Origin of the sequence: Agrobacterium sp. NPDC090283 (assembly GCF_044769685.1) — a bacterium.
Taxonomy (GTDB): domain Bacteria; phylum Pseudomonadota; class Alphaproteobacteria; order Rhizobiales; family Rhizobiaceae; genus Agrobacterium.
Window position 1 is genome coordinate 16,987 of the sequence record NZ_JBIVYG010000012.1, and the last position, 24,669, is coordinate 41,655.

18 protein-coding genes are annotated in these 24,669 nt (G+C 60.0%); 12 read left to right on the forward strand and 6 right to left on the reverse strand.

Going from position 1 to position 24,669, the window contains the following annotated elements; genetic code table 11:
- Positions 1–44: 44 nt before the first annotated feature.
- Together arfB and ACIQUH_RS17465 are read right to left on the reverse strand one after the other, a co-directional pair.
- The gene (arfB, locus tag ACIQUH_RS17460) at positions 45–479 is read right to left on the reverse strand and encodes an alternative ribosome rescue aminoacyl-tRNA hydrolase ArfB (protein WP_400817283.1); all 435 of its coding nucleotides are present in this window, start codon (positions 477–479) and stop codon (positions 45–47) included.
- Between the two features lie 127 nt (positions 480–606).
- Positions 607–2,217, reverse strand: a complete 1,611-nt coding sequence (locus ACIQUH_RS17465; protein WP_400817285.1) for a phosphoenolpyruvate carboxykinase — start codon at positions 2,215–2,217, stop codon at positions 607–609.
- A 338-nt stretch (positions 2,218–2,555) separates the two neighbouring features.
- Here ACIQUH_RS17465 and chvI point away from each other — a divergent pair, with 338 nt between their 5' ends.
- The 12 genes from chvI (at position 2,556) to trxA (ending at position 20,167) form a co-directional block, all read left to right on the forward strand.
- A complete protein-coding gene (gene chvI, locus ACIQUH_RS17470) occupies positions 2,556–3,281 on the forward strand; it encodes a two-component system response regulator ChvI (RefSeq protein WP_003505377.1) in 726 nt (241 codons plus the stop codon).
- A 57-nt stretch (positions 3,282–3,338) separates the two neighbouring features.
- On the forward strand, positions 3,339–5,129 hold the full coding sequence (gene chvG / locus ACIQUH_RS17475; RefSeq protein ID WP_400817287.1) for a two-component system sensor histidine kinase ChvG: 1,791 nt from the start codon (positions 3,339–3,341) through the stop codon (positions 5,127–5,129).
- A complete protein-coding gene (locus tag ACIQUH_RS17480; protein WP_400817289.1) occupies positions 5,119–5,583 on the forward strand; it encodes an HPr kinase/phosphorylase in 465 nt (154 codons plus the stop codon). Before chvG ends, ACIQUH_RS17480 begins: the two co-directional genes overlap by 11 nt.
- A 125-nt stretch (positions 5,584–5,708) precedes the next feature.
- The gene (locus ACIQUH_RS17485) at positions 5,709–6,110 is read left to right on the forward strand and encodes a PTS sugar transporter subunit IIA (RefSeq protein ID WP_003505374.1); all 402 of its coding nucleotides are present in this window, start codon (positions 5,709–5,711) and stop codon (positions 6,108–6,110) included.
- 11 nt (positions 6,111–6,121) lie between these two features.
- Positions 6,122–6,397, forward strand: a complete 276-nt coding sequence (locus ACIQUH_RS17490) for an HPr family phosphocarrier protein (RefSeq protein WP_003492846.1) — start codon at positions 6,122–6,124, stop codon at positions 6,395–6,397.
- A 128-nt stretch (positions 6,398–6,525) separates the two neighbouring features.
- Complete coding sequence (gene ahcY / locus ACIQUH_RS17495; protein WP_400817292.1) at positions 6,526–7,926, forward strand: adenosylhomocysteinase; 1,401 nt, start codon at positions 6,526–6,528, stop codon at positions 7,924–7,926.
- Positions 7,927–8,134: 208 nt separating this feature from the next.
- Positions 8,135–10,780 carry an ATP-binding protein gene (locus ACIQUH_RS17500; protein WP_400817294.1) on the forward strand — a complete coding sequence of 882 codons (2,646 nt, stop codon included), beginning with the start codon at positions 8,135–8,137 and terminating at the stop codon, positions 10,778–10,780.
- The gene (tsaE, locus tag ACIQUH_RS17505; protein WP_400817296.1) at positions 10,777–12,288 is read left to right on the forward strand and encodes a tRNA (adenosine(37)-N6)-threonylcarbamoyltransferase complex ATPase subunit type 1 TsaE; all 1,512 of its coding nucleotides are present in this window, start codon (positions 10,777–10,779) and stop codon (positions 12,286–12,288) included. Before ACIQUH_RS17500 ends, tsaE begins: the two co-directional genes overlap by 4 nt.
- A gap of 14 nt (positions 12,289–12,302) precedes the next feature.
- Entirely contained in the window at positions 12,303–13,040 is a 738-nt protein-coding gene (locus ACIQUH_RS17510; RefSeq protein WP_400817298.1) for a nucleotidyltransferase family protein, read from the forward strand.
- Positions 13,037–16,222 carry a double-strand break repair protein AddB gene (addB, locus tag ACIQUH_RS17515; protein ID WP_400817300.1) on the forward strand — a complete coding sequence of 1,062 codons (3,186 nt, stop codon included), beginning with the start codon at positions 13,037–13,039 and terminating at the stop codon, positions 16,220–16,222. The genes ACIQUH_RS17510 and addB overlap by 4 nt, the downstream gene beginning before the upstream one ends.
- A complete protein-coding gene (gene addA, locus ACIQUH_RS17520) occupies positions 16,212–19,769 on the forward strand; it encodes a double-strand break repair helicase AddA (RefSeq protein ID WP_400817302.1) in 3,558 nt (1,185 codons plus the stop codon). Before addB ends, addA begins: the two co-directional genes overlap by 11 nt.
- 77 nt (positions 19,770–19,846) lie before the next feature.
- Entirely contained in the window at positions 19,847–20,167 is a 321-nt protein-coding gene (gene trxA, locus ACIQUH_RS17525; protein ID WP_269347108.1) for a thioredoxin, read from the forward strand.
- 46 nt (positions 20,168–20,213) lie between these two features.
- On the opposite strand, the gene ACIQUH_RS17530 is transcribed toward trxA, so the two are convergent.
- The 4 genes from ACIQUH_RS17530 to trpB form a co-directional block, all read right to left on the reverse strand.
- Positions 20,214–21,593, reverse strand: a complete 1,380-nt coding sequence (locus tag ACIQUH_RS17530) for a bifunctional folylpolyglutamate synthase/dihydrofolate synthase (protein ID WP_400817304.1) — start codon at positions 21,591–21,593, stop codon at positions 20,214–20,216.
- Positions 21,594–21,680: 87 nt separating this feature from the next.
- A complete protein-coding gene (gene accD / locus ACIQUH_RS17535) occupies positions 21,681–22,577 on the reverse strand; it encodes an acetyl-CoA carboxylase, carboxyltransferase subunit beta (protein WP_400817306.1) in 897 nt (298 codons plus the stop codon).
- Between the two features lie 27 nt (positions 22,578–22,604).
- Positions 22,605–23,444, reverse strand: coding sequence for a tryptophan synthase subunit alpha (trpA, locus tag ACIQUH_RS17540; protein WP_400817308.1), 840 nt, complete (start codon positions 23,442–23,444; stop codon positions 22,605–22,607).
- Positions 23,445–23,448: 4 nt separating this feature from the next.
- Positions 23,449–24,669: a tryptophan synthase subunit beta gene (gene trpB / locus ACIQUH_RS17545; RefSeq protein ID WP_269708418.1), complete on the reverse strand. Its 1,221-nt coding sequence runs from the start codon at positions 24,667–24,669 to the stop codon at positions 23,449–23,451.

Genomic DNA, 24,669 nt, shown 5'->3' on the forward strand with positions numbered 1-24,669 from the left:
GAAGCTCTATGACAAGGGCGAAAGATTCGCCACCTCGCCGAGGCCTAATCGCCCGAGGGCTTGCCACGCATTTTCTTGATATCGGAGCGACCGGACTTTGCCTTGAGGCGGCGTTCGACTGAACCCTTGGTGGGTTTGGTGGCCTTGCGCACAGGTGGCGGCGGGGCGGCAGCTTCAAGGATCAGGCCCTTCAGCCGCTCGCGTGCATCCTCACGATTGCGCTCCTGGCTGCGAAACCGGCTTGCCTCGATCATCAGCACGCCGTCTTTCGAAACCCGCCTGCCACCAAGGCGGATCGCATTGGTTTTCACCCGATCCGTCAAAGACGGTGAATTGGCAATATCGAAAAACAGCTGAACCGCCGTCGAGACCTTGTTGACGTTCTGGCCACCCGGTCCGCCGGCCAGCACGAATTGCTCCGTCAGCTCCCAGCCGGCGATGGTGATACGATTGCTGATATAAAGCGGGTCGCTGGCCATGATGTTTCTCCGCGCCGGTGATGCCACAGAACGCGAAAAATGAAAACAGCGGACAAAATGAAAGAACCCGACAAAAAGAAACCCGGCACTAGGCCGGGTCCCCTCCTCCTCACGAATGAGGCTTTGTTCATTCTGCCGCGAGCAGAAGGCCCGGGGCTGCATCGCGAACCTTGCTGTCGACGTGATCTTCGAACTTGGTGAAGTTCGTAACGAACATCGACACCAGCTTCTTCGCCTGCGCGTCGTAAGCTGCTCCATCGGTCCAGGTCGAACGCGGATCGAGGATCGCGCTGTCGACACCATCAAGCGACAGCGGCACGGCGAAACCGAAATTCGCATCGGTGCGGAATTCCGCATTCTTCAGGTCGCCGGTCAGGGCTGCGGTCAGAAGCGCACGCGTCGCCTTGATGGGCATGCGCTTGCCGATGCCGTAAGCACCGCCGGTCCAGCCGGTATTGACCAGCCAGCAATCAACGCCGTGCTTGCCAATCAGCTCACGCAGCAGATTGCCGTATTCCGCCGGATGGCGCGGCATGAAGGGTGCGCCGAAGCAGGTGGAGAAAGTGGCTTCCGGCTCGGTCACGCCCTTTTCCGTGCCGGCAACCTTTGCGGTGTAGCCGGAGAGGAAGTGGTACATGGCCTGTTCCGGCGTCAGCCGTGCGATCGGCGGCAGCACGCCGAAGGCATCGGCCGTCAGCATGATGATCGTCTTCGGATGGCCGGCAATGCCCGTTTCCGATGCATTCGGAATGAAGTGCAGCGGATAGGCGCTGCGGGTGTTTTCCGTCAGCGAATTGTCGTTGAAATCAGGAACCCGCTTTTCGTCCAGCACGACATTTTCGAGAACCGTACCGAAACGATTGGTCGCGGCGTAGATTTCCGGCTCGGCTTCCGCCGAAAGCTTGATCGCCTTGGCATAGCAGCCGCCTTCGAAATTGAAGATGCCGTGTTCGCCCCAGCCATGTTCGTCATCGCCGATCAGCGTGCGTGCCGGGTCGGCGGAGAGCGTGGTCTTGCCGGTGCCGGAAAGACCGAAGAACACGGCGGAATCACCCTCGGGACCGACATTGGCCGAGCAATGCATCGGCATCACGCCCTTGGCCGGCAGCAGGTAGTTCAGCACCGTGAAGACCGACTTCTTGTTTTCGCCGGCATAGGACGTGCCACCGATGAGCACGAGGCCATTCGTCAGATCGCAGGCGATGACGGTTTCCGTCCGTACGCCGTGGCGAGCCGGATCGGCCTTGAAGCTTGGCAGGTTGATGATGGTGAGCTTCTGGCTGAAGCCCGACAGCGTCTCCCGCTTCGGCCGGATCAGCAGATTGCGGATGAACAGCGAATGCCAGGCAAGCTCGGTGACGACGCGGGTCGGCAGCGCATTTTCTTCATCGGCGCCGCCGATCAGGTCCTGCACGTAAAGCGTCTTGCCGGCGGCATGGGCCAGCATGTCCTGACGCAGCAGCTCGAAATTTTCCGGCGACAGCGGCTTGTTGTTGTCCCACCAGATGGTGTTTTCGGTGGAAGCATCACGAACGACGAATTTATCCTTCGGCGAGCGGCCCGTATGCTGGCCGGTGACGGCGCGCAGCGCGCCATCGATGGTCAGTTCGGCTTCGCCGTTACGGATCGCGTGTTCGTATAATTCGCTCTCGTTGAGGTTATAAAAGACGCGGGAGGCCTCGCCCAGTCCGAGTTCCGCAACTCCATTGGCAGGATTATGAACCCCAAGCTCGTTCATGACGCGTTCCTTGTTAATGACGATAAGGCCGTTGAAATTTTCACGGAAAATACGTGGCAGCTTTTGGAAACGCAAGAGCCGAACTTTAAAAAACTTAGTGATTTCAATATATTAATCGATTTAAAAGATTTTATTTCTTTTTAAATCGGTTGAAGGCGCATTAAAATCCAGCCGCAGCCTCTTTACGAAATCCTCTCGCCTCGCCCCCGCGATTTCAGGGCGAGTTTTCCTTTGCCACAATTTGTTCCACCTTTATACTCAAGAGAGTGGCTCGCGGCGCACAACCTGGCTGGGTGAATGTCGGGAGTTACGAGAAAATGACGATGGAGACCAACTACATGCAGACGATCGCGCTTGTCGACGATGACCGGAATATTCTCACTTCGGTATCGATCGCGCTCGAAGCCGAAGGCTACCGGGTCGAAACGTATACGGACGGCGCCTCCGCGCTTGACGGGCTGATCGCCCGTCCGCCGCAGCTCGCCATTTTCGATATTAAGATGCCACGCATGGACGGCATGGAGCTTTTGCGGCGCCTTCGCCAGAAGTCGGACCTGCCGGTGATCTTCCTCACCTCCAAGGATGAGGAGATCGACGAATTGTTCGGCCTGAAGATGGGCGCCGACGACTTCATCACCAAGCCGTTCTCGCAGCGCCTTCTGGTGGAACGCGTCAAGGCGATCCTGCGCCGCGCCAGCAGCCGTGAGGCGTCCGCCGCAACCGGCAGCGTGCTGAAGCCGACCGCCGATCAGCAGGCGCGCACGCTGGAACGCGGGCAGCTCGCCATGGATCAGGAACGCCACACCTGCACCTGGAAGGGTGAGCCGGTGACACTGACGGTCACGGAATTCCTCATCCTGCATTCGCTGGCACAGCGTCCGGGCGTGGTGAAAAGCCGCGACGCGCTGATGGATGCCGCCTATGACGAACAGGTCTATGTGGATGACCGCACCATTGACAGTCACATCAAGCGTCTTCGCAAGAAGTTCAAACTCGTCGATGGCGACTTCGATATGATTGAAACGCTTTATGGCGTAGGATATCGCTTCCGCGAAGCGGCTTGAACAAGCCGAATCGAGCAGAAGGGACCGCCCGAACCGGGGTGGTGAGGACTTGAATACGTGTTGAAGAAAACGCCGGAAACCGTCTCGGACAGCGACGATGCCGAAGAACGCGGCAGCGAACGCCGCCATCGTATCCATCCGCTGACGATCATCCGGCGCATTTTCGGCAATGCGGTATTTTCCAGCCTCACGCGCCGTATCCTCTTCTTCAATGTCGCCGCAACCGTGGTTCTGGTCGGCGGCATTCTCTATCTCAACCAGTTCCGCGAAGGGCTGATCGACGCGCGCGTGGAAAGCCTGTTGACGCAGGGTGAAATCATCGCCGGCGCGGTCTCCGCTTCTGCATCGGTTGACACCAATTCGATCACCATCAATCCGGAAAAGCTGCTCGAATTGCAGGCGGGGCAGAGCATCACCCCTGCCCCCAATGATGAGGACTTGAGTTTCCCGATCAATCCCGAGCGGGTGGCGCCGGTGCTGCGGCGGCTGATTTCACCGACACGCACCCGCGCACGGCTGTTCGATGCCGATGCCAACCTACTACTTGATTCCCGCCACCTTTATTCGCGCGGACAGGTTCTGCGCTTCGATCTGCCGCCGGTAACGCCGGAGACACAGACCTGGGGCGACTGGTTCACCAGCATGTTCAACCGCATGCTGCAGCCGAGCAGTTTGCCGCAATACAAGGAAGCGCCTGGCGGTGACGGATCGATCTATCCGGAAGTGATGAATGCGCTGACGGGTGTTCGCGGTGCAGTCGTGCGCGTCACCGAAAAGGGTGAACTGATCGTATCGGTCGCCGTGCCGGTGCAGCGCTTCCGGGCCGTGCTCGGCGTTCTGCTGCTCTCCACGCAGGCGGGCGATATCGACAAGATCGTGCATGCAGAGCGCTTGGCCATCATGCGCGTCTTCGGCATCGCCACGCTTGTGAATATCGTGCTGTCGCTGCTTCTGTCCTCCACCATCGCCACCCCGCTCCGGCGGCTTTCGGCGGCGGCGATCCGCGTGCGCCGCGGAGCGAGAACGCGTGAGGAGATCCCGGATTTCTCGGCGCGCCAGGATGAAATCGGCAATCTCTCGATTGCGCTGCGTGAAATGACGACGGCACTCTACGACCGTATCGACGCCATCGAAAGTTTCGCGGCAGACGTCAGCCACGAACTCAAGAACCCGCTGACCTCGCTGCGCAGCGCCGTGGAAACCCTGCCGCGCGCCAAGACCGAAGAGTCGAAACAGCGCCTGACCGAGATCATCTTCCACGATGTGCGCCGCCTCGACCGCCTGATCAGCGACATTTCGGATGCGTCGCGGCTCGATGCGGAACTGGCGCGCGCCGATGCTTCACCGCTCGATCTCGATGTGCTGATGAAGGGTCTCGTGGATATATCCCGCCAGATAAGCACCAAAAAGAAAAGCGTGACGATCGACTATGTTGCCGACCGGAAAGCGGGCGGCAAAACCTCCTTCGTGGTGAATGGCCACGACCTACGCATCGGCCAGATCGTCACGAACCTCATCGAGAATGCCCGCTCTTTCGTTGCCGAGGAAAGCGGTCGTATCACGGTGCGCCTTTCCCGCCACAAGGATCGCTGCCTCGTACAGGTGGAAGACAATGGTCCCGGCATTCAGGCCGAAGATATCGACCGTATCTTCGAGCGCTTTTATACCGACCGGCCGGCCAGCGAAGGGTTCGGCCAGAATTCCGGTCTTGGCCTTTCCATCAGCCGCCAGATCGCCGAAGCCCATGGCGGCAGCCTCCGGGCGGAAAACGTGGTCGACAAATATGGCGTGATATCAGGCGCGCGCTTCACCCTGTCGCTGCCGGCGGCTGAAACCCATGAACGCTGAACGCTTCAACCTGCACGCCACGGCCATCGTCGTTCAAAATACCGGCATCCTCTTCACCGGCCCCTCCGGCAGTGGCAAAAGCGAGCTTGCCTTCAGCTTTCTGACGGAGGCTGAACGGTGCGGATTGCCGGCGGCACTGATCGCGGACGATCAGATTTTCGTGTATCGCGAGGATGAGAGGATCATCGCCGAGCGACCGGAAACGATCGCCGGCCTGCTGGAACTGCGCGGCAGCGGCATTGTTTCGGTGAAAAGCATTGCGCGCGCGCCACTAGATTTCGCCGTCACGACAGTTCTTTCACCGGAAAATCCAAGACTTCCCGAAGATGATGAAATGTTTTTTCTGCCCTGCGGTGGGCATCTTCCACTTCTGCGCATTCCGCTTGCAAGTCTTACGCCCTATGGAAAATTTGCTGCACTTGCTCAGAATCTTTTTAAAACGAATGTGAAGTGACGATGATTCGGGCGATTTTAGGCTTGCGATTCGCATTTTCCTCATCAAGATGAAATCCCACCGATGGACAGGATTGCCGCGTTGCGATAGTCGGCAATGAGAGTGCGTGTGCAAGGGAGCATTTCATGATCGGACTAGTGCTTGTCACCCATGGCAAGCTGGCTGAGGAGTTTCGCCATGCGTTGGAGCATGTCGTCGGTCCCCAGAAATTGATCGAGACGGTCTGTATCGGTCCCGAAGACGACATGGATCAGCGCAGGCAGGACATTATCGACGCGGTCGCACGCGCCAATGATGGCAATGGCGTCATCATTCTGACTGATATGTTCGGCGGTACGCCCTCCAATCTCGCGATCTCCGTCATGAATAACGGCAATGTCGAAGTCATCGCCGGGGTCAATCTTCCCATGCTGATCAAGCTTGCCGGCGTTCGCAGCGAAGATAATATGGACAAGGCCCTTCAGGACGCATCCGATGCCGGCCGGAAATATATCAATGTCGCCAGCCGCGTTTTGAGCGGCAAATAAGAAGTCAGCCCATGTCGCCATTCTCCCGGGAACTACCGATCATCAACAAACGCGGTCTTCACGCCCGGGCTTCTGCGAAATTCGTGCAGATGGTCGAGGGCTTCGACGCGACGATCACGGTTTCCAAGGATGGCATGACCGTTGGCGGCACCTCCATCATGGGTCTGATGATGCTGGCGGCCAGCCCCGGCTGCAGTGTTTATGTCGAGGCGAGCGGCAACCAGGCGGAAGAGGCGCTGGCCGCACTGGAGGCGTTGGTCGCCGACCGCTTCGGCGAAGAAGCCTGAGCCAGAACCATATAAAGACATAAAGACTTCTTTATATCATCATTGCCAGATCGTTCGTGGCCTGCTAAACCGCTGCTACGTTTAAGAGCCGGGCCGCAAGGCGTGGCGTTTCTGATCTGGAGAACCTCATGAGCCTTGAGAAGGACTACATCGTCGCCGATATCAACCTTGCCGCATTCGGCCGCAAGGAACTGGACATCGCCGAAACCGAAATGCCGGGCCTGATGTCCTGCCGCAAGGAATTCGGCGAAAGCAAGCCGCTGAAGGGCGCACGCATCACCGGTTCGCTTCACATGACGATCCAGACCGGCGTTCTCATCGAAACGCTGAGGGAACTCGGTGCGGACATCCGCTGGGCCTCCTGCAACATCTTTTCGACCCAGGACCATGCGGCAGCAGCCATTGCGGCAGCCGGCATTCCGGTCTTCGCCGTCAAGGGTGAAACCCTGACGGAATATTGGGAATATACCGACAAGATCTTCCAGTGGACCGATGGCGGCCTCTCCAACATGATCCTCGACGATGGCGGCGACGCCACCATGTATATCCTGCTCGGCGCACGCGCTGAAGCCGGTGAGGATGTGCTTTCCAACCCCGGTTCGGAAGAAGAGGAAATCCTCTTCGCGCAGATCAACAAGCGCCTCAAGGCTTCGCCGGGCTGGTTCACCAAGCAGCGCGACGCACTGAAGGGTGTGACCGAAGAAACGACGACAGGCGTTCACCGTCTTTACGATCTCAGCAAGAAGGGCCTGCTGCCCTTCCCGGCGATCAACGTCAATGACAGCGTCACCAAGTCGAAGTTCGACAACAAATACGGCTGCAAGGAATCGCTCGTCGACGGCATTCGCCGCGCAACCGACGTGATGATGGCCGGCAAGGTCGCCGTCGTCTGCGGTTACGGTGATGTGGGCAAGGGTTCTGCCGCTTCGCTGCAGGGCGCCGGCGCCCGCGTCAAGGTTACCGAGATCGATCCGATCTGCGCGCTTCAGGCCGCCATGGATGGTTTCGAGGTCGTTCGCCTGGAGGACGTGGTTTCCTCCGCCGATATCTTCATCACCACCACCGGCAACAAGGACGTGATCCGCATCGAGCATATGCGCGAGATGAAGGACATGGCCATTGTCGGCAATATCGGCCATTTCGACAACGAAATTCAGGTCGCATCGCTGCGTAACCTCAAGTGGACGAATATCAAGCCGCAGGTCGATATGATCGAGTTCCCGAAGGGCAACCGCATCATTCTCCTGTCCGAAGGCCGCCTGCTGAACCTCGGCAACGCCACTGGTCACCCGTCCTTCGTTATGTCGGCCTCCTTCACCAACCAGGTGCTTGGCCAGATCGAGCTCTTCACCAAGCAGGGCGAATACAAGAACGAAGTTTACGTGCTGCCGAAGCACCTCGACGAGAAGGTCGCGCGCCTCCACCTTGAGAAGCTCGGTGTGCGGCTAACCGAACTTTCCGACCTGCAGGCAGATTATATCGGCATCTCCAAGGAAGGTCCGTTCAAGGCTGAACACTACAGATATTAATATCATAGTTAATATCCACTGAAATTACACAATATCTAGATGCCGTGCGCTTGACAAAGCGCGCGGCATCTTTTTTGCGCGCTCCCTTTCCGCAGATTTATGAAGACGGTATTGTCATCAGACTTGATTCGGACACGCCAAAGGGCGGCGGGGACGAAATGGGATGTCTTGTCGAAGATGCGGCACATAGGACGGAGACAGACCGGGGATGACGGTTCACAATTCGGATCTGCGCGAGCAGACAGTTCAACGCGTTGAAAACACGCATGCGGGCGTGGCATTGAGCGCGCAGGCGTCGGAGCATTTCTGCGCCTTTCCGGATGGAAAACCGGCCTCCACTTTTTCTGGAAATGCTTTGGCACGTTGCCGGCTGGCAATCCGTGCGATCCGGACCGGCTTTTCGCGGGCGCATGTCCTGCTTTCAGGCACGGTTCTCACCGGCTCGACGACCGTTGCGATGGCGCAGGACGGCCTTGTGGCAAAGACCGGCGCGCGGCTGTTCTCGTCCGGAGAAACCATCACCTATTCGCTTTTCGTCGGCATGCTGTCGGCAACGCTGTTTTCCGTCGTCTGGCTGGTGCGCCAGCGCGGCAATATCGAGGCGGAGAGCAGTGAATACCGACAGGCGCTTGCGCAATCCCACCACAAGATCGCCAAATACGAGGCGCTGATTTCCGACAGGAGCCGCCGCATCGTCATCTGGGACGGCGCGGACAAGCGGCCGGAATTTCTGGGACAGTTGCCGGCCGAGACCGGCGTGCCGCAGGCCGATCAGGATTTTCTGGCATTCGGCCGCTGGCTGAAACCGGCTTCCGCAAGCCAGCTTGAAAAATCCATCGAAAAACTGCGCAGCCACGCCCAGAGTTTTGATCTCACCATCGAGACGCAGCGCGGTGAAGTCATTGAAGTTCAGGGACGCGTTTCCGGCGGCAATGCCTTTGCGCGCTTCATCGCGCTCAACAATCTGCGCGCCGAACTCGCCGAATTGCAGGTGGAGCGTGAGCGTCTGCTTGCCTCCGTATCGACATTTCAGGAACTTCTCGATTCCATCGAACAGCCCGTCTGGCGTCGCAATGGCGAAGGTGAACTCACCTGGGTCAACCACGCTTATGCCCATGCGGTGGATGCGCGCGATGCCGAGCAGGCCATTCAGGAGAAGCGCGAACTTCTGAACACCGTCACGCGACAGAAGATACGCGCGGCCGCGACGCCGGAATCACCCTATCACGATCGCATTTCGACCGTCGTCTCCGGCAATCGCAGCTTCTTCGACGTCGTCGATATCAAGACGGCGGGCGGATCTGCCGGGATCGCCATCGATGCCACCGAGGCTGAAACGATCAGCGAGGAACTCAAGCGGGTTCTGAAAAGCCACGCCGAAACACTCGATCATCTGGCAACGCCCGTTGCCATTTTCGATGGCCGGCAGCGGCTGCAATTCTACAATCAGGCTTTTGCCAGCCTGTGGGGTTTCGATCTGGTTTTTCTGGAATCGGGCCCTGACAATTCCGAGCTTCTGGACAGGCTGCGCAGCGCCGGCAAATTGCCCGAGCAGCTGAACTGGAAGAACTGGAAGGAGACGGCGCTTTCCGTCTACCGTTCGCTCGATACCAAGACCGATCTGTGGCACCTGCCCAACGGCCAGACACTGCGGGTCATCGCGACGGCCCATCCGCAGGGTGGCGCGACCTGGGTTTTCGAGAACCTGACCGAGCAGGTCGACCTGCAGATGCGCTACAACACCTTGGTCAAGGTGCAGGGCGAAACCATCGATCATCTGGCCGAAGGTGTCGCCGTGTTCGGCGCAGATGGGCGCATTCGCCTGTCGAACCCGGCATTCCGGGCGCTCTGGGGCGTGACCGCCGAACAGGCGGAAACGGGCACACATATCCGCGCCATCGAAACCGCCTGCACTCAATCCTATGACGGGCCGGACGGCTGGCGCGCCTTCAGCCAGTTCATCACCAGCTTCGATGACGAACGGCCGTCGCGGCAGGGCACGCTAGAACTGCTTTCAGGCCTCGTGCTCGATTATGCGATCATTCCGCTGCCGGATGCGCAGACCATGCTGACCTTCGTCAACATGACGGACAGCGTGCGCGCCGAGCGGGCGCTCAAGGAAAAGAACGACGCGCTCCTGAAGGCGGACGAGCTGAAGAACGATTTCGTGCAGCATGTGTCCTACGAGCTGCGCTCGCCGCTGACCAATATCATCGGCTTCACCGATCTCCTGAAGACGCCCGGCATCGGCCAATTGACGGAACGGCAGGCGGAATATCTCGACCATATTTCCACCTCGTCCTCCGTTCTCCTGACCATCGTCAACGATATTCTCGATCTCGCGACGGTTGATGCCGGCATCATGCAGCTTAATTATTCGGATAATGATCTAAACGAGCTGCTTGACGACGTTTCGGTGCAGATCGCCGACCGGCTGCAGGAGAGCGGCATTTCGCTGGAGATCGTCGCGCCTGCCCATCTCGGCAGTCTGGTGGCTGACCATCAACGGCTGAAGCAGATTCTCATCAAGCTCTTGACCAATGCGATCAACTTCGCGCCGGAGGGCTCCTCGGTTCAGCTTTCCTGCCAGCGCAGCGAGGGTGACTTCGTGTTCTCCGTTGCGGACAAGGGACCGGGCATTCCCGAAGACATGCTGAAATCGGTGTTCGACCGCTTTGCGACGCGTGGCAATGGGGGGCGGCGGACCGGTGCGGGGCTTGGCCTTTCCATTGTCGAAAGCTTCGTCAGCCTGCATCACGGCACCGTCAGCATCGACAGCCGGCCCGGCAACGGCACCATCGTCACCTGCCGTATTCCCTCCGGCACACGGCCGCATTCCATCGCCGCAGAATGAGCGAAGACATCTTGCCGATCACCATTTCGCTGGCGGGAGAAAAGGACACCATAAGGCTCGGTGAAGACCTTGCCCTGGCCCTGAAACCCGGCGATTGCCTGGCGTTGATCGGCGATCTCGGCGCCGGCAAATCAACGCTCGCCCGCGCCTTCATCCGGGCGATGGCGTATGAACCCGATCTTGAGGTTCCAAGCCCCACCTTCACCATCATCCAGACCTATGCCACCCGCATTCCAGTCGCCCATCTCGATCTCTACCGGCTTTCGGATGTTTCCGAGCTGGATGAACTCGGCATCGACGAGATGCTGGAGGACGGCATCTGCCTGATCGAATGGCCTGATATCGCCGCCGAGGTTCTGCCGCCGGAACAGACGATCACCCTGCGGTTGACGCATTCGGGTGAAGGTCGCGTGGCCGTGATAGAGGCTCCCGCCCAACAGAAAGCACGGCTCGACCGTGTTTTCGCCATTCGTGAATTCCTGGCGAAAAACGGCAGAGGCGATGCGACCCGCCGTTTCCTGAGCGGCGATGCCTCCACACGCGCCTATGAAACGATTTCCACCGATGGCCCCGACCTTATCCTGATGGACTGGCGGCGCCCCATGAGGGGAGCAATCGTTGCGGATGGCAAGACTTACGCGGAAATCGTCCATCTTGCCCAGGATGCTCGTTCCTTCGTGGCAATCGGTGACTATCTGCGAAACAGCGGTTTCTGCGCGCCGGAGATTTTGGCCGCTGATATCGATCAGGGCATTCTCCTTTTGGAGGATCTCGGGCGGGAGGGTGTGCTTCAGCCGGATGGTACACCGATAGAAGAACGTTATCTTCAAAGCGTCGCCTGTCTCGCCGCCCTTCATCGGACACCACTCCGGGCGTCGTTGCCGATGCGCGATGGCAGCACCTACGACATTCCTCCCTTCGACCGGCAGGCGATGAAGACCGAGGTCTCGCTACTGGTGGAGTGGTATCTGCCCCATAAGCGCGGCGGAGCGCTCACCGATGGCGAGAAACGGGAATATTACGCCATCTGGGATGGCCTGATCGATGCCCTCGCCGGCTGCGAAACGGGGCTTCTGCTGCGCGATTTTCATTCGCCGAACATTCTCTGGCAGGCTGAGAACAGCGGCATCCGTCAGGTCGGCCTGATCGATTTTCAGGATGCGATGATTGGCCCCACCGCTTATGATCTCGCTTCCATCGTGCAGGATGCGCGGGTCACCATCTCCCCCGAATTGCAAACCCGCCTGCTTTCGCACTATCTCGGCAGCAGAAATGCGACGCCCTCTTTCGATGAGACCTCATTCCTCAAGGCTTTCGCCATCATGTCGGCGCAGCGCAACTGCAAGCTTGCCGGCATCTGGGTGAGGCTGTTGGAACGGGACAAGAAACCCGGTTATATGAAACATATGCCGAGGACGTTCCGTTATCTCGCTGACGCGCTTTCGCATCCCGAACTCGCGCCACTCCGAGAATGGTGTGTCCGCATGGGCATGGACTTTAACGACTAACACGGTTGACCATAATGACGATCAAAAACGCGATGGTGCTGGCCGCCGGGCTTGGCACGCGGATGCGCCCGATCACCGACACGATCCCGAAGCCGCTCGTCAAGATCGCCGGCAAGCCGATGATTGATTACGCACTCGACGCCCTTGTCGAAGCCGGGGCTGAGACCATCGTCGTCAATGTGCATCACCATGCCGAACAGATGATCGCCCACCTTGGACATCGCACCGATGCGGAAATTCTGATCTCGGATGAACGTACGCAACTGATGAATTCCGGCGGCGGGCTCGCCAAGGGCCTGAAGCTTCTGGAGCCCGGCCCGGTCTTCGTCATGAACGCCGATCTTTTCTGGATCGGCGAGCAATTGAACGCCGTCAGCAATCTGCGCAAGCTTGCACAATTCTTCGACCCGGCCGGCATGGATATGGCGCTGCTCTGTGTCGACATGGATCGCACCACCGGCCACAATGGCAAGAGGGATTTCAACCTTGGTGGTGACGGAAAGTTGGCGCGGTATCGCGACGGTGGCGCTAACCCGGTGGTTTATGCTGGCGCCATCGCCATGGATTCGCGGCTGCTTGACGACGCGCCGGCGGATGCTTTCAACCTCAATATCTATTTCGACCGAGCCATTGAAAAAGACCGGCTTTTCGGGCTGTCGCTGGATGGCCACTGGATCACCGTGGGAACACCTGACGCGATTGACGACGCAGAAAGCATCATCCGGCAATTCGGGGAAAAACGTTTCGCATGACGCTCACCCACCACGCAAAGCGCGTCCTGACGATCGCTGCGGGAACACCGTTCCTCAAGACGCTCGCGGAAACGCTGTGTGACGGGCGGCTGACAGCCGGCTATAGATATGATCCGGCCGATCCTCTTTCGCTTGCGAGCGTGACGATTTATGTGCCGACGCGGCGCTCTGCCCGCGTGCTGCGCTCCGAATTCGTCGATATTCTCGGCGGTCGATCCGCCATTCTGCCGCTAATCCGGCCTCTTGGTGAAACGGACGACGATAGCGGTTTCTTCGATATCGAAAATCCTGAGATCATGGATCTCGCGCCACCGATTTCCGGCACCGGCCGGCTGATCGAACTGGCGCGCCTCATCCTCGCCTGGCGCAACAGCCTGCCCGACGCCATCCGGGCGATCCATTCGGATTCACCGCTCGTCGCCCCCGCCAGCCCCGCCGACGCCATCTGGCTCGCGCGTGCGCTCGGCGAGGTGATCGACGCGATGGATACCGAAGAAAAGGACTGGGAGGCGCTTCAGCATCTCGATACCGGCGAACATGCGCAATGGTGGCAGCTGACGGCGGATTTCCTGAAGATCGCCAGCGTCTTCTGGCCGGCGCGGCTTGCCGAACTCAACCGTTCCTCCGCGGGCCGGCATCGCAACGCCATCCTGCGGGCGGAGGCGGACCGGCTAGCCAATTTGCCGGATACGGGGCCGATCATCGTGGCGGGTTCGACCGGCTCCATTCCGGCCGCCGCCGATCTCATCGCCGCCGTTGCCGCCCTGCCGCAAGGTACTGTGGTGCTTCCCGGGCTCGATCTTGCCATGCCGGAAGAACAGTGGCAGGCGGTTGCCGAGGACCCCACCGATCCTTCCAGCCGCACGCACTCGCAATATGGGCTTTATATGCTGCTGCAGAAGCTCGGCATGTTCCGGGACGAGGTGGTTCAGATCGGCGCTCTCGATCGTGATCTGGAAAAACGGGCGGCCGTATTTTCGGCCGCACTCGCGCCCGCCAAGTCCACGAGCGACTGGAACCGCTGGCGCGAAGACAGGGATCCCGGCTTTTTCGACGAAGCCTTTTCGGCGGCCACATTGATCGAGGCCGCGAACGAGCGTGAAGAGGCGACCGCCATCGCGGTGGCGCTCCGGCTGGCGCTGGAGGCTCCGGGTCCTGGCCGGCCGTCCCAGGCGGCGCTGATAACGCCCGACCGCGGACTTGCGCGGCGGGTCGCGACAGAGTTGCAACGTTTTGGCATCGAAGCAGACGATTCGGCCGGTACGCCGCTTTCCGCCACGCCGCAGGCAGGGCTGACACAACTGGCGCTGGAAGCCATCCTGAGGCCCGGAGACCCGGTGCCGATCATTTCGCTTCTGAAGCATCCCCTCGCCCGCTTCGGGCTTTCCGGTGACGCTTTTACCAAGGCCTCGAAAGCGCTGGAGCTGATTGCCCTGCGCGGCGGCCGTGTCGAAACCGAAATAAGCAATCTTGAAGCAGTTCTGGACGCGCAGCTTGTGGCCCAGCGCGATGATCGGCACCCGCCCGCCTGGCGGGTGGCGCTGCCAGAGGGGAGCGTTGATGCGGCCCGCGATATCGCGCGGCGGATCGCGACTGCAACGGAGCCGCTCGGCTCCGCCTTCATCCGTCGTGACCGTTCCGGCCGCGCCTTCACCGATAAATTGCCGCTTTCCGATTGGGCGGAGCGGACAGGCCGGGTGATCGAAGCCATCTGCGCCGACGACAGTAATGATCTGGCCGCATTGTGGTCCGGCGAGGCGGGAGACAAACTCTCTAGCCTGTTTGCAGAACTCATGGAGAGCGGCGACATCCTCGACGCGGACGGGCCGCAATGGATCGATATTTTTGCAGCGCTGGTGGCGGGCGAATCGATCAAGCCGCGATCCATGCGCCATCCGCGCATTTTCATCTTCGGCGCGCTGGAGGCACGGCTGCAAAGCGTCGACACCGTCGTCATTGGCGGCCTCAATGAAGGGCTCTGGCCGGGCCAGACGGCGAATAATCCGTTTCTGTCCCGCAGCATGAAGACCGCCATCGGGCTGGAGCCGCCGGAACGGCGCATCGGCCAGCTCGCGCATGATTTCGAGATGGCGAACGGTACAAGGCAAATCTTTTACGCCCGGGCGCTGAGGCAGGGCTCCACTCCCGCCGTCGCCTCCCGCTGGCTGCAAAGGCTCTTGGCTCTGGGGGGCGAGAATTTCGCCGAACAACTGAGGAAACGCGGCGAGACCTATCGCCATTGGGCAGGTCTGATGGATGAAAGCATCGATCAGGAGACTGCAAAGCGCCCTGCCCCGAAACCGCCGGCCGATCTGCAGCCGAAGAGCTACTCCTTCAGCGAAGTGGGGCGGCTGCGGCGCGATCCCTATGCGATCTATGCCCGACGTATCCTGAAGCTCGATCCGCTCGACCCGTTCAATCGCGACCCGAACGCTGCCGATCGCGGTACGCTTTATCACAGGATTATCGAGCGCTATTCCCGTGAGGCGCATATTCCCGGCACACCGGCCTCGCTTGAGGCGATGCAACGCATTCTCGACGACTGTTTCGACGCAGAAAACCTGCCTGTGCATGTGGATGTCATCTGGCGTCCGCGTTTTGCGGCGGTGGCCCGCGCCTTCATCGATTGGGAGAAAGAACGGCACCCCTCCATCCGCCACAGTTTTTTCGAAGCGCGGGCTGGGCAGGAAATCGCCGAGGCGGGCATCCGGCTGACCGGCGTCGCTGATCGCATCGACATCAAGACCGGCGGCCAGGCGGATATTATCGACTACAAGACCGGTCTTGCGCCTTCCGTCAATCAGGCGCGGGCGCTACTCGACCCGCAGCTGGCGCTGGAAGCAGCGGCACTGATGCGCGGCGCCTTCCGCGAAACGGGTTCACCCACGCCTGACAATCTCATCTATGTGCGCCTGCGGCCCGGCGAGCGTTTTTTTGCCGATCAGGTGAATAACGAACATTCCAGTCGAAGCGGCAAAAGACCGTCGAAATCCGCTATCGAACTGGCGACGGAATCGATCGACCAGCTCGCCAAATTCGTGCGCTCGCTGCGCGACGGTGAAAACGGCTTCGCTTCACGGCTGGTGCCGGAAGAGCAGCAATCCTATGGCGGGGAATATGATCATCTCGCCCGCGTTTCAGAATGGTCGACCGCAGAACCGGGAGACGGCGATGACGATTGATCCCTTCGACGCCGGACCCGCTGCCGATACGCCCGAAAGCTGGATCGACTGGACCAGCGCCCGGCAGCGGCTCGCCTCCGATCCCGCAAGTTCCGCCTGGGTGTCGGCCAATGCCGGCTCCGGCAAGACCCATGTGCTGACCCAGCGCGTCATTCGCCTGCTTCTGGCCGGATGCCGCCCCTCGGCTATCCTCTGCCTTACCTATACCAAGGCCGCAGCATCGGAAATGTCGAGCCGCGTGTTCGACCGGCTGGCGGAATGGGCAACTTTGCCGGATTCCGATCTCAAGGATCGCATCACCGCCATCGAAGGCAAGGTGCCCGATCGTATCAAGCTAGCTGAAGCGCGGCGGCTGTTCGCCAAGGCGCTGGAGACGCCGGGCGGGTTGAAAATCCAGACCATTCACGCTTTCTGCGAAGCCCTGCTGCACCAATTCCCGTTAGAGGCCAATGTCGCCGGCCATTTCTCGGTTCTCGACGACCGCGCCGCCACCACGCTTCTGGCCGAGGCGCGCCGTTCGCTTCTGACGGCGGTTTCCGCCGAGGGCGACGGGGAATTGGCGCAGGCGCTCGCCTATGTGCTCGATATCGCCGACGAAAGCGGGCTGGAAGCACTGCTTTCCGCCATCATCGCCAATCGCAGCGCGCTTCGCACCTTTTTGCACGAGGCAAAACAGTCGGGCGGCCTCGATGCCCGTTTGCGGCAGGATATGCAGATTGCTGCCGGGGAGACCGAGGAGACCGCAGCGGCGGCCTTCTGGCCCCTGCCCGGCCTTTCCGGGCTGGCGCTCGACACCTATCTCACGCTTGCCGATGAGGTGGGCGGATCGCGTGTCATCGAGGTCGCTTATGCGCTCAGGGAAGCAAAGCGGCAGGTGGACCCGGTGCGGCGGATGGAATTCATCGAAGCCGCGCTGCTGACGGCCAAGGGTGAGAAGAAATCGGATGCCTATGTCATCAACAAGGGCATGCAGAAATCCGCGCCCGATCTCGTTGACGCGCTGACGCTGGCGCGGGACCATGTCGTGGCCTGCCGCAATCGCTATCGTCTGGTGCGCATGCTGGCGGCAACAAAAAGTGCCCTTGTGCTGGCCGAGCGGTTGATCGGCGATTTCGAAGACCTGAAAAAGCAACGTAGCCAGCTCGATTTCGAGGACCTGATCGAGCGCGCCGCCAATCTGCTCAATCGCGATACGGCAGGTGCGTGGGTGCATTACAAGCTGGATCAGGGCATCGACCATATTCTGGTCGACGAGGCGCAGGATACCAGCCCGGTGCAATGGTCGATCATCCAGTCGCTGGCGGCGGATTTCTTCAACGGTGAAAGCGCCCGTATGGGGCGGCGCACCCTGTTTGCCGTGGGTGATGAAAAACAGTCGATCTATTCCTTTCAGGGCGCGCGGCCGGAACGGTTCTCGCAGGAACGTGACGAGACCAAAAGGCGTGTCGATCAGGTGGAGCAGGCCTTCCACCGCATCCGCCTGCCGCTCTCCTTCCGCTCCACCGAAGATGTGCTGGCCGCCGTCGACCAAGTCTTTTCGGACCCGAAAAATGCGAGCGGCCTCAGCGCCGACAATGAGCCTGTCGAGCACCGCTCCAACCGCGCCGGTCATCCCGGTACCGTGGAAGTGTGGGATATGGTGGCACCGGAAACCACCGAAGATGAAGAGGACTGGACGGCCCCCTTCGATGCGCTGCGGGAAAGCGCGCCGGCTACCATCGTCGCCCGCCGCATCGCCGCTCGCATTGCCGATATGATCGGCAATGAAACCATCATTGAAAAGGGCGTGGAGCGCGCCGTCGAACCCGGCGATATTCTCGTGCTTGTCAGAAAACGTGCTGCCTTCGTCAACGCGCTGACCCGCGAGTTGAAGCGGCGCAAGAACATTCCCGTCGCCGGTGCCGACCGCCTCCGCCTGACCGATCACATCGCCGTACAGGACCTTCTGGCGCTCGGCCGGTTCGTGGTGCTGCCGGAGGACGATCTTTCGCTGGCGGCGCTGCTAAAGAGCCCGCTTTTCAACCTGACGGAAGACGATGTCTTCGAGATAGCCGCGACGCGAGCCGAGACGGATAGTGTGTGGCAAAGGCTGCAAGTCCTTTCGCAGGAAGAGACCAGCCGTCTATCCATCGTCACTGACAAGCTTCGGCATTTCATATCACTTTCGAAAACGGCCACGGTACATGATTTCTTCGCGGCGGTTTTGACCCTGCACGACGGACGCAAAAAATTCCTCGGCCGGCTTGGCAACGAGGCGAGCGACGTTCTCGACGAGTTCCTGTCCTTTGCGCTGGATCACGAAAGAACCGGCCTGCCCGGCCTTCAGGCCTTTCTTTCCGTTCTGGAGACCGATTCACCGGAAGTGAAGCGCGAGCAGGACAAGGATCGCGGCGAAGTGCGCATCATGACCGTGCACGCCTCCAAGGGGCTGGAAGCGCCGGTGGTTTTTGTCGTCGATGGCGGCTCGAAAGCCTTTAACCACAGCCATGTGCCGAAACTGCGCTTCGTGGAAGCGGACGGCGATGCCTTTCCGGTCTGGCTGCCCGGCAGCGGTTTTTCCAATCATCTCATTCGCTCGGATGAGGAACGCCTGAAGACGGCGGCGGAAGATGAATATCGCCGGCTGCTTTATGTGGCGATGACGCGTGCCGCCGATCATCTGGTCGTTTGCGGTTATCGTGGCCAGAAAGAAAACCCCGAATGCTGGCATGCTATCGTCAAGGCCGCGCTGGCTGATAATCAGGATCACTGCCAGCCGCAGCTGTTCAGTGCCGATGGCGAGGAATGGCAAGGGCTTGTCTGGCGCAAGTCCGAAGCACGCGCGGCGCCCGCCCCGCAAAAGCCGGCGGAACCCCAGCAGGAAGTAGACCACGCGCTTCCCGCCGGCCTCCTCACACCGTTGCCTGCCCTACCCTCCCTGCCGAGGCCACTCAGCCCTTCCGGTGCTGGGACGATCATTGATGACGGTGCGGACGATCTGGCCGTGCGTTCACCGCTGTTCGGGGAAAAGACCGACGCTTCCAGCCTTGCCCTGCAAAGGGGCAGGCTGGTGCATCGCATGTTGCAGGCCCTGCCGGATTTTGCGGAAAGCGAGCGCGAAGAGGCGGCTCGACGTTATGCCGAGCGCGCAGCGCGTTTCTGGCCCGCAGCTGAGCGCGAACATTTGATCCAGGCGGTTTTACGAGTTCTGTCCGAACCGGCAGTGCAACCCGCCTTTTCCGCCAACAGCCGTGCGGAAGTATCGATCATGGGCACGATGACCCTCGGCCGGCAGCACTATGCCGTCTCCGGCCGCGTCGACCGGCTGGCGGTGGAGGGTGATCGGGTCATCCTGGTCGACTACAAAACGAACCGCGTGCCGCCGCGCGAAGCGCGCGAGATCCCCTTCTCGCACGTCGCGCAGCTTGCCATTTATCGCGAAATTCTGGCGCCGCTTTATCCCGGCAAGGAATTTGTCTGTGCGCTGATCTATACGGAAAATGCCGCTTTTGTGCGGGTTGGCGACGATGCCATGGCAGAGGCCCTTGCCGCAATAAAGACAAAGTGAGATACCGGGGCATTGAAATTTCGACGCGCCCGCATCACATCGATAGCGGAAAAGATTAGCTGAAAGGAGAGCCAGATATGGCTACCGTAAAAGTCGATGCCGCCAACTTCCAGTCCGAAGTCCTCGAATCCGCCGAACCCGTCGTGGTGGATTTCTGGGCCGAATGGTGTGGTCCGTGCAAGATGATCGCGCCGAGCCTTGAGGAAATTTCCTCCGAGCTCGCCGGCAAGGTCAAGGTCGCGAAGCTCAACATCGACGAAAACCCGGAACTGGCCGCCCAGTTCGGCGTTCGCTCGATCCCGACGCTCGCCATGTTCAAGGGCGGCGAAGTGGCTGATATCAAGGTTGGCGCTGCTCCCAAGACAGCGCTTTCCGCCTGGATTTCCAGCGCCGCCTAAAGATCATATGATGGAATGAAAAACCCGGCATCATCGCCGGGTTTTTTTATTGGGGAACTGTGCCGTTGAAGGCAAGGGCGTTTCCGGCAAGATAAAGCGATCCGCCGATCAGGATGCGCGGCGGTGGTCCTTCGGGATCCACACGGCGCGACAGCTCCTCCAGAGCATGGGTGAGCGACGATGTGGGCGCTGCCACCAGACCGGCGTCAAAGGCGGCATGGGCAAGCACGACGGGGTCGATCGCCGCATCCGTGCCGCCGATCGGTACAGTGAAGACATATTCGGCGATATCGGCGAAAGCCTTGAAATAACCCACCGGATCCTTGGTATTGATCATGCCCGCGATGATGAAGAGCGGGCGCGGCGTCTTTTCCTCAAAACCTGCCATAGCCTCGGCAATCACCTCACCCGCGCCGGGGTTGTGACCGCCATCGATCCAGATTTCGGCGCCCTTCGGGGCGATCTCAGCGATTTTGCCGGTCAGGATGCGCTGAAGACGGCCGGGCCATTCCACTGAAGTCATGGCCTTTTCGATCATCCGTTCCGTCACCTCGAAACCGGCTGCTTTCACGGCGCGGATGGCAGCGGCGGCATTGGCGAGCTGGTGGCGGCCGGGAAGACGCGGCAACGGCGCATCCGTCAGTCCGAACTCGTCCTGATAAACCATGCGGCCGAATTCTTCGTGGGCGGAAAAATCCTGTCCATAGACGGAAACGGGGCAACCGATACGTTCGGCCGTGGCAACAAGCGTATCCAGCGCCGCATCATATTCCTGGTGGCCGATGACGACGGGCGAGCCCTTTTTCATGATGCCGGCCTTTTCGGCGGCGATCAGCTCCACGCGGTCACCGAGATAGGCCTGATGATCAAGTGAGATCGGCATGATGACGGAAACCGCGGGGTTATTGATGACATTGGTTGCATCAAAACGGCCGCCCAGGCCAACCTCCACCACGGCGGCATCGGCGGGCTGTTCCGCGAAAAGCACGAACATCGCCGCAGTCAGAATTTCGAAAACAGTGATCGTCTGGCCAGCATTGGCAGCTTCAATGCGGCGCAGCGCATCCGCAAATATCTCGTCTTCGACATAACGGCCTTTATCGCCCGCCACGCCGATACGATATCGTTCGTGCCAGTTCACAAGGTGCGGCGATGTATGAACGTGGACGGAAAGTCCTGCGGCTTCCAGCAGCGCACGGCAGAATGCAGTGACCGAGCCCTTGCCATTGGTGCCCGCCACATGGATCACCGGCGGCATTCTGTTTTGTGGATTGCCGAGTTTTTCGAGAAGACGGGAAATTCTGTCGAGTGAAAGATCAAACCCCTTGGGGTGGAGCTGCATCAGCTCTTCAATGATCTTTTCGGCCTCACCGATCGCGGGCTTCGTCATGTCTTCCGTTCGCCTTTCAGGCGTTTTGCCTGCCATTTGTCCGCCGCCCCAAAAATGAAATCAGGCAACGTTATAGCATCATCCCGAAGGCAGTTTATGCCTCCGGGCGACATATTTTTTTCCTCAGGCCGAAGCGGCCAGCGGAATGACGGCGTTTGCATTGTCAGCAGGCGCTTTGGTCATGATCTTGAGCAGATTGGCCAGCGTGTCCGGGATTTCGCGACGATCGATGACCATATCCACCATGCCGTGTTCCAGCAGATATTCCGAGGTCTGGAAGCCTTCCGGCAGCTTTTCGCGAATGGTCTGCTCGATAACGCGCTTGCCGGCAAAGCAGATTTCCGCGCCGGGTTCGGCAATATGCACATCGCCCAGCATGGCGTAGGAGGCCGTGACGCCGCCCGTGGTCGGGTTGGTCAGAACCACGATATAGGGCATGCCGGCTTCTTTCAGCATGTTTACTGCAACCGTCGTGCGCGGCAGCTGCATCAGCGAAAGAATGCCTTCCTGCATGCGGGCACCGCCGGATGCCGGGAACATGACGAGCGGGCAACGCTCGGAGATGGCGCGCTCAAAAGCCTTGACGATAGCCTCGCCGGCGGCAATGCCGAGCGAGCCGCCCATGAACTGGAATTCATGCACAACGGCAACGATCTTCAGGCCTTTCAGAAGACCAACGCCGGCAAGGATCGTATCTTCCTGCTCGGTCTTTGCGCGGCTGTCGCGCAGGCGATCGGTATATTTCTTGGAATCGCGGAATTTCAGCGGGTCCTGCGCCACTTTCGGCTGGGCCAAGGCCTCATAAATACCACCATCAAAAAGATCGGCAAGGCGTGCCTTGGCCGGCATCTTCATGTGGTAACCGGAAGCCGGGATGACCCACTTGTTGTCTTCCAGATCCTTGTGGAAGACCATCTCGCCCGTTTCCGGGCACTTGATCCACAGGTTCTCCGGAACCTCCGGGCGGCGGCCGAGCATGGAATTGATCCGCGGCCGAACGTAATTGGTGATCCAGTTCAACTGTCTACTCCTGACTGGGCCGCGCGCTTATTCCGCAGCGGCGAGGCGCGATGCACGCACGCCCGTTGAAAGTCCTTTTACCAGCGTCGTAACAGCCGGCACAGTATCGGCGGTCGCCTGCCCGTCCTTGGTCAGGCTGCCCGCAATCTGGTTGACGATGGCGGAACCCACCACCACGCCATCCGCCACGGCGCCGATCGCCTTGGCATGATCGGCCGTCTTGACGCCGAAACCGACACAGACCGGCAGTTCCGTATGCGCCTTGATACGACCGACAGCGCCCGAGATCAACGAGGGATCGGGAAGTGCTGAACCGGTGATACCGTTCATCGAGACGTAATACACGAAACCTGAGGTATTTTTAAGGACGGCAGGCAGACGCTTGCCATCCGTCGTCGGTGTGGCAAGGCGGATGAAGTTGATGCCGCGCGCGAGCGCCGGAATGCAGAGTTCATCGTCCATTTCCGGTGGCAGGTCGACCACGATCAGGCCATCGATGCCACAGGCAAGCGCGTCGTCCAGGAACTTTTCGACGCCATAGATATAGATCGGATTGTAATAGCCCATCATCACGATCGGCGTTGCATTATCTTGCTTGCGGAACTCGCGGGCGAGATCGAGCGTGGTCTTCAGCGTCTGTCCGCCCTTCAGCGCGCGCTGGCCGGCCAGCTGAATGGCCGGGCCATCCGCCATGGGGTCGGAAAACGGCATGCCGAGTTCGATAACGTCGGCGCCTGCTTCCGGCAGTGCCTTCATGATGCCAAGCGAGGTTTCGAAATCCGGGTCACCGCCCATGAAATAGGTGATCAGGGCCGGGCGATTTTCAGCGCGCAGATCGGCAAAGCGCTTGTCCATACGTGCAGTCATGATCTTATACATCCATTCCAAGGAACTTGCTGACGGTGTGGACATCCTTGTCGCCGCGACCGGAAAGGTTCATCAGGATGATTTCATCCTTGCCCATCTTCGGTGCACGCTTGATGACCTCGGCCAAGGCGTGGCTCGGTTCCAGCGCCGGAATGATGCCTTCGAGGCGGGTCAGCATCTGGAAGGCGTCCAGCGCCTCATGGTCCATGATCGGCACATATTCCACGCGGCCGATATCGTTCAGCCAGGAATGTTCAGGCCCGATGCCGGGATAATCGAGGCCTGCGGAGATCGAATGGCCTTCCTTGATCTGGCCGTCCTCATCCTGCAGCAGATAGGTGCGGTTGCCATGCAGCACGCCCGGCGAACCGGCGGTGATCGAGGCGCAATGCTCGTCTCCCGAAAGACCCTTGCCGCCGGCTTCGACGCCAACGATGCGGACATTCTTGTCGTCGAGGAAAGGATGGAAGATGCCGATGGCGTTGGAGCCACCGCCAACAGCGGCAACGACCAGATCCGGCAGGCGACCTTCCGCCTCCAGCATCTGCGCCTTGGCTTCCTCGCCGATGACCGCCTGGAAATCGCGGACCATTTCCGGATAGGGATGCGGGCCGGCTGCGGTACCGATCAGGTAATAGGTATCCTCGACATTGGTGACCCAGTCGCGCAGCGCCTCGTTCATCGCGTCCTTGAGCGTGCCATGGCCGGCCGTGACCGGCTTTACCTCGGCGCCCAGAAGCTTCATGCGGAATACGTTCGGGGCCTGACGGGCGACGTCAGTGGCGCCCATGTAAACGACACAAGGCAGGCCGAAGCGTGCAGCAACCGTTGCCGAGGCGACGCCATGCTGGCCGGCACCGGTTTCGGCAATGATGCGGGTCTTGCCCATGCGCTTGGCAAGCAGGATCTGGCCGAGACAATTGTTGATCTTGTGCGAGCCGGTATGGTTCAACTCTTCGCGCTTGAAATAAATCTTCGCGCCGCCGAGTTCCGCCGTGAGACGCTCCGCGAAATAAAGCGGGCTCGGGCGGCCGGTGTAGTGCGCGCCGAGATATTTCAGTTCGGCCTGAAACTCGGGATCGCTCTTGGCCTTGTCCCATTCCGCCTGCAAATCCAGGATAAGCGGCATCAGCGTTTCGGCAACGAAGCGGCCTCCGTAAATGCCGAAACGGCCGTCCTCATCGGGACCAGCACGAAAAGAATTGGGTGTTGGCGCGTCGTTCAC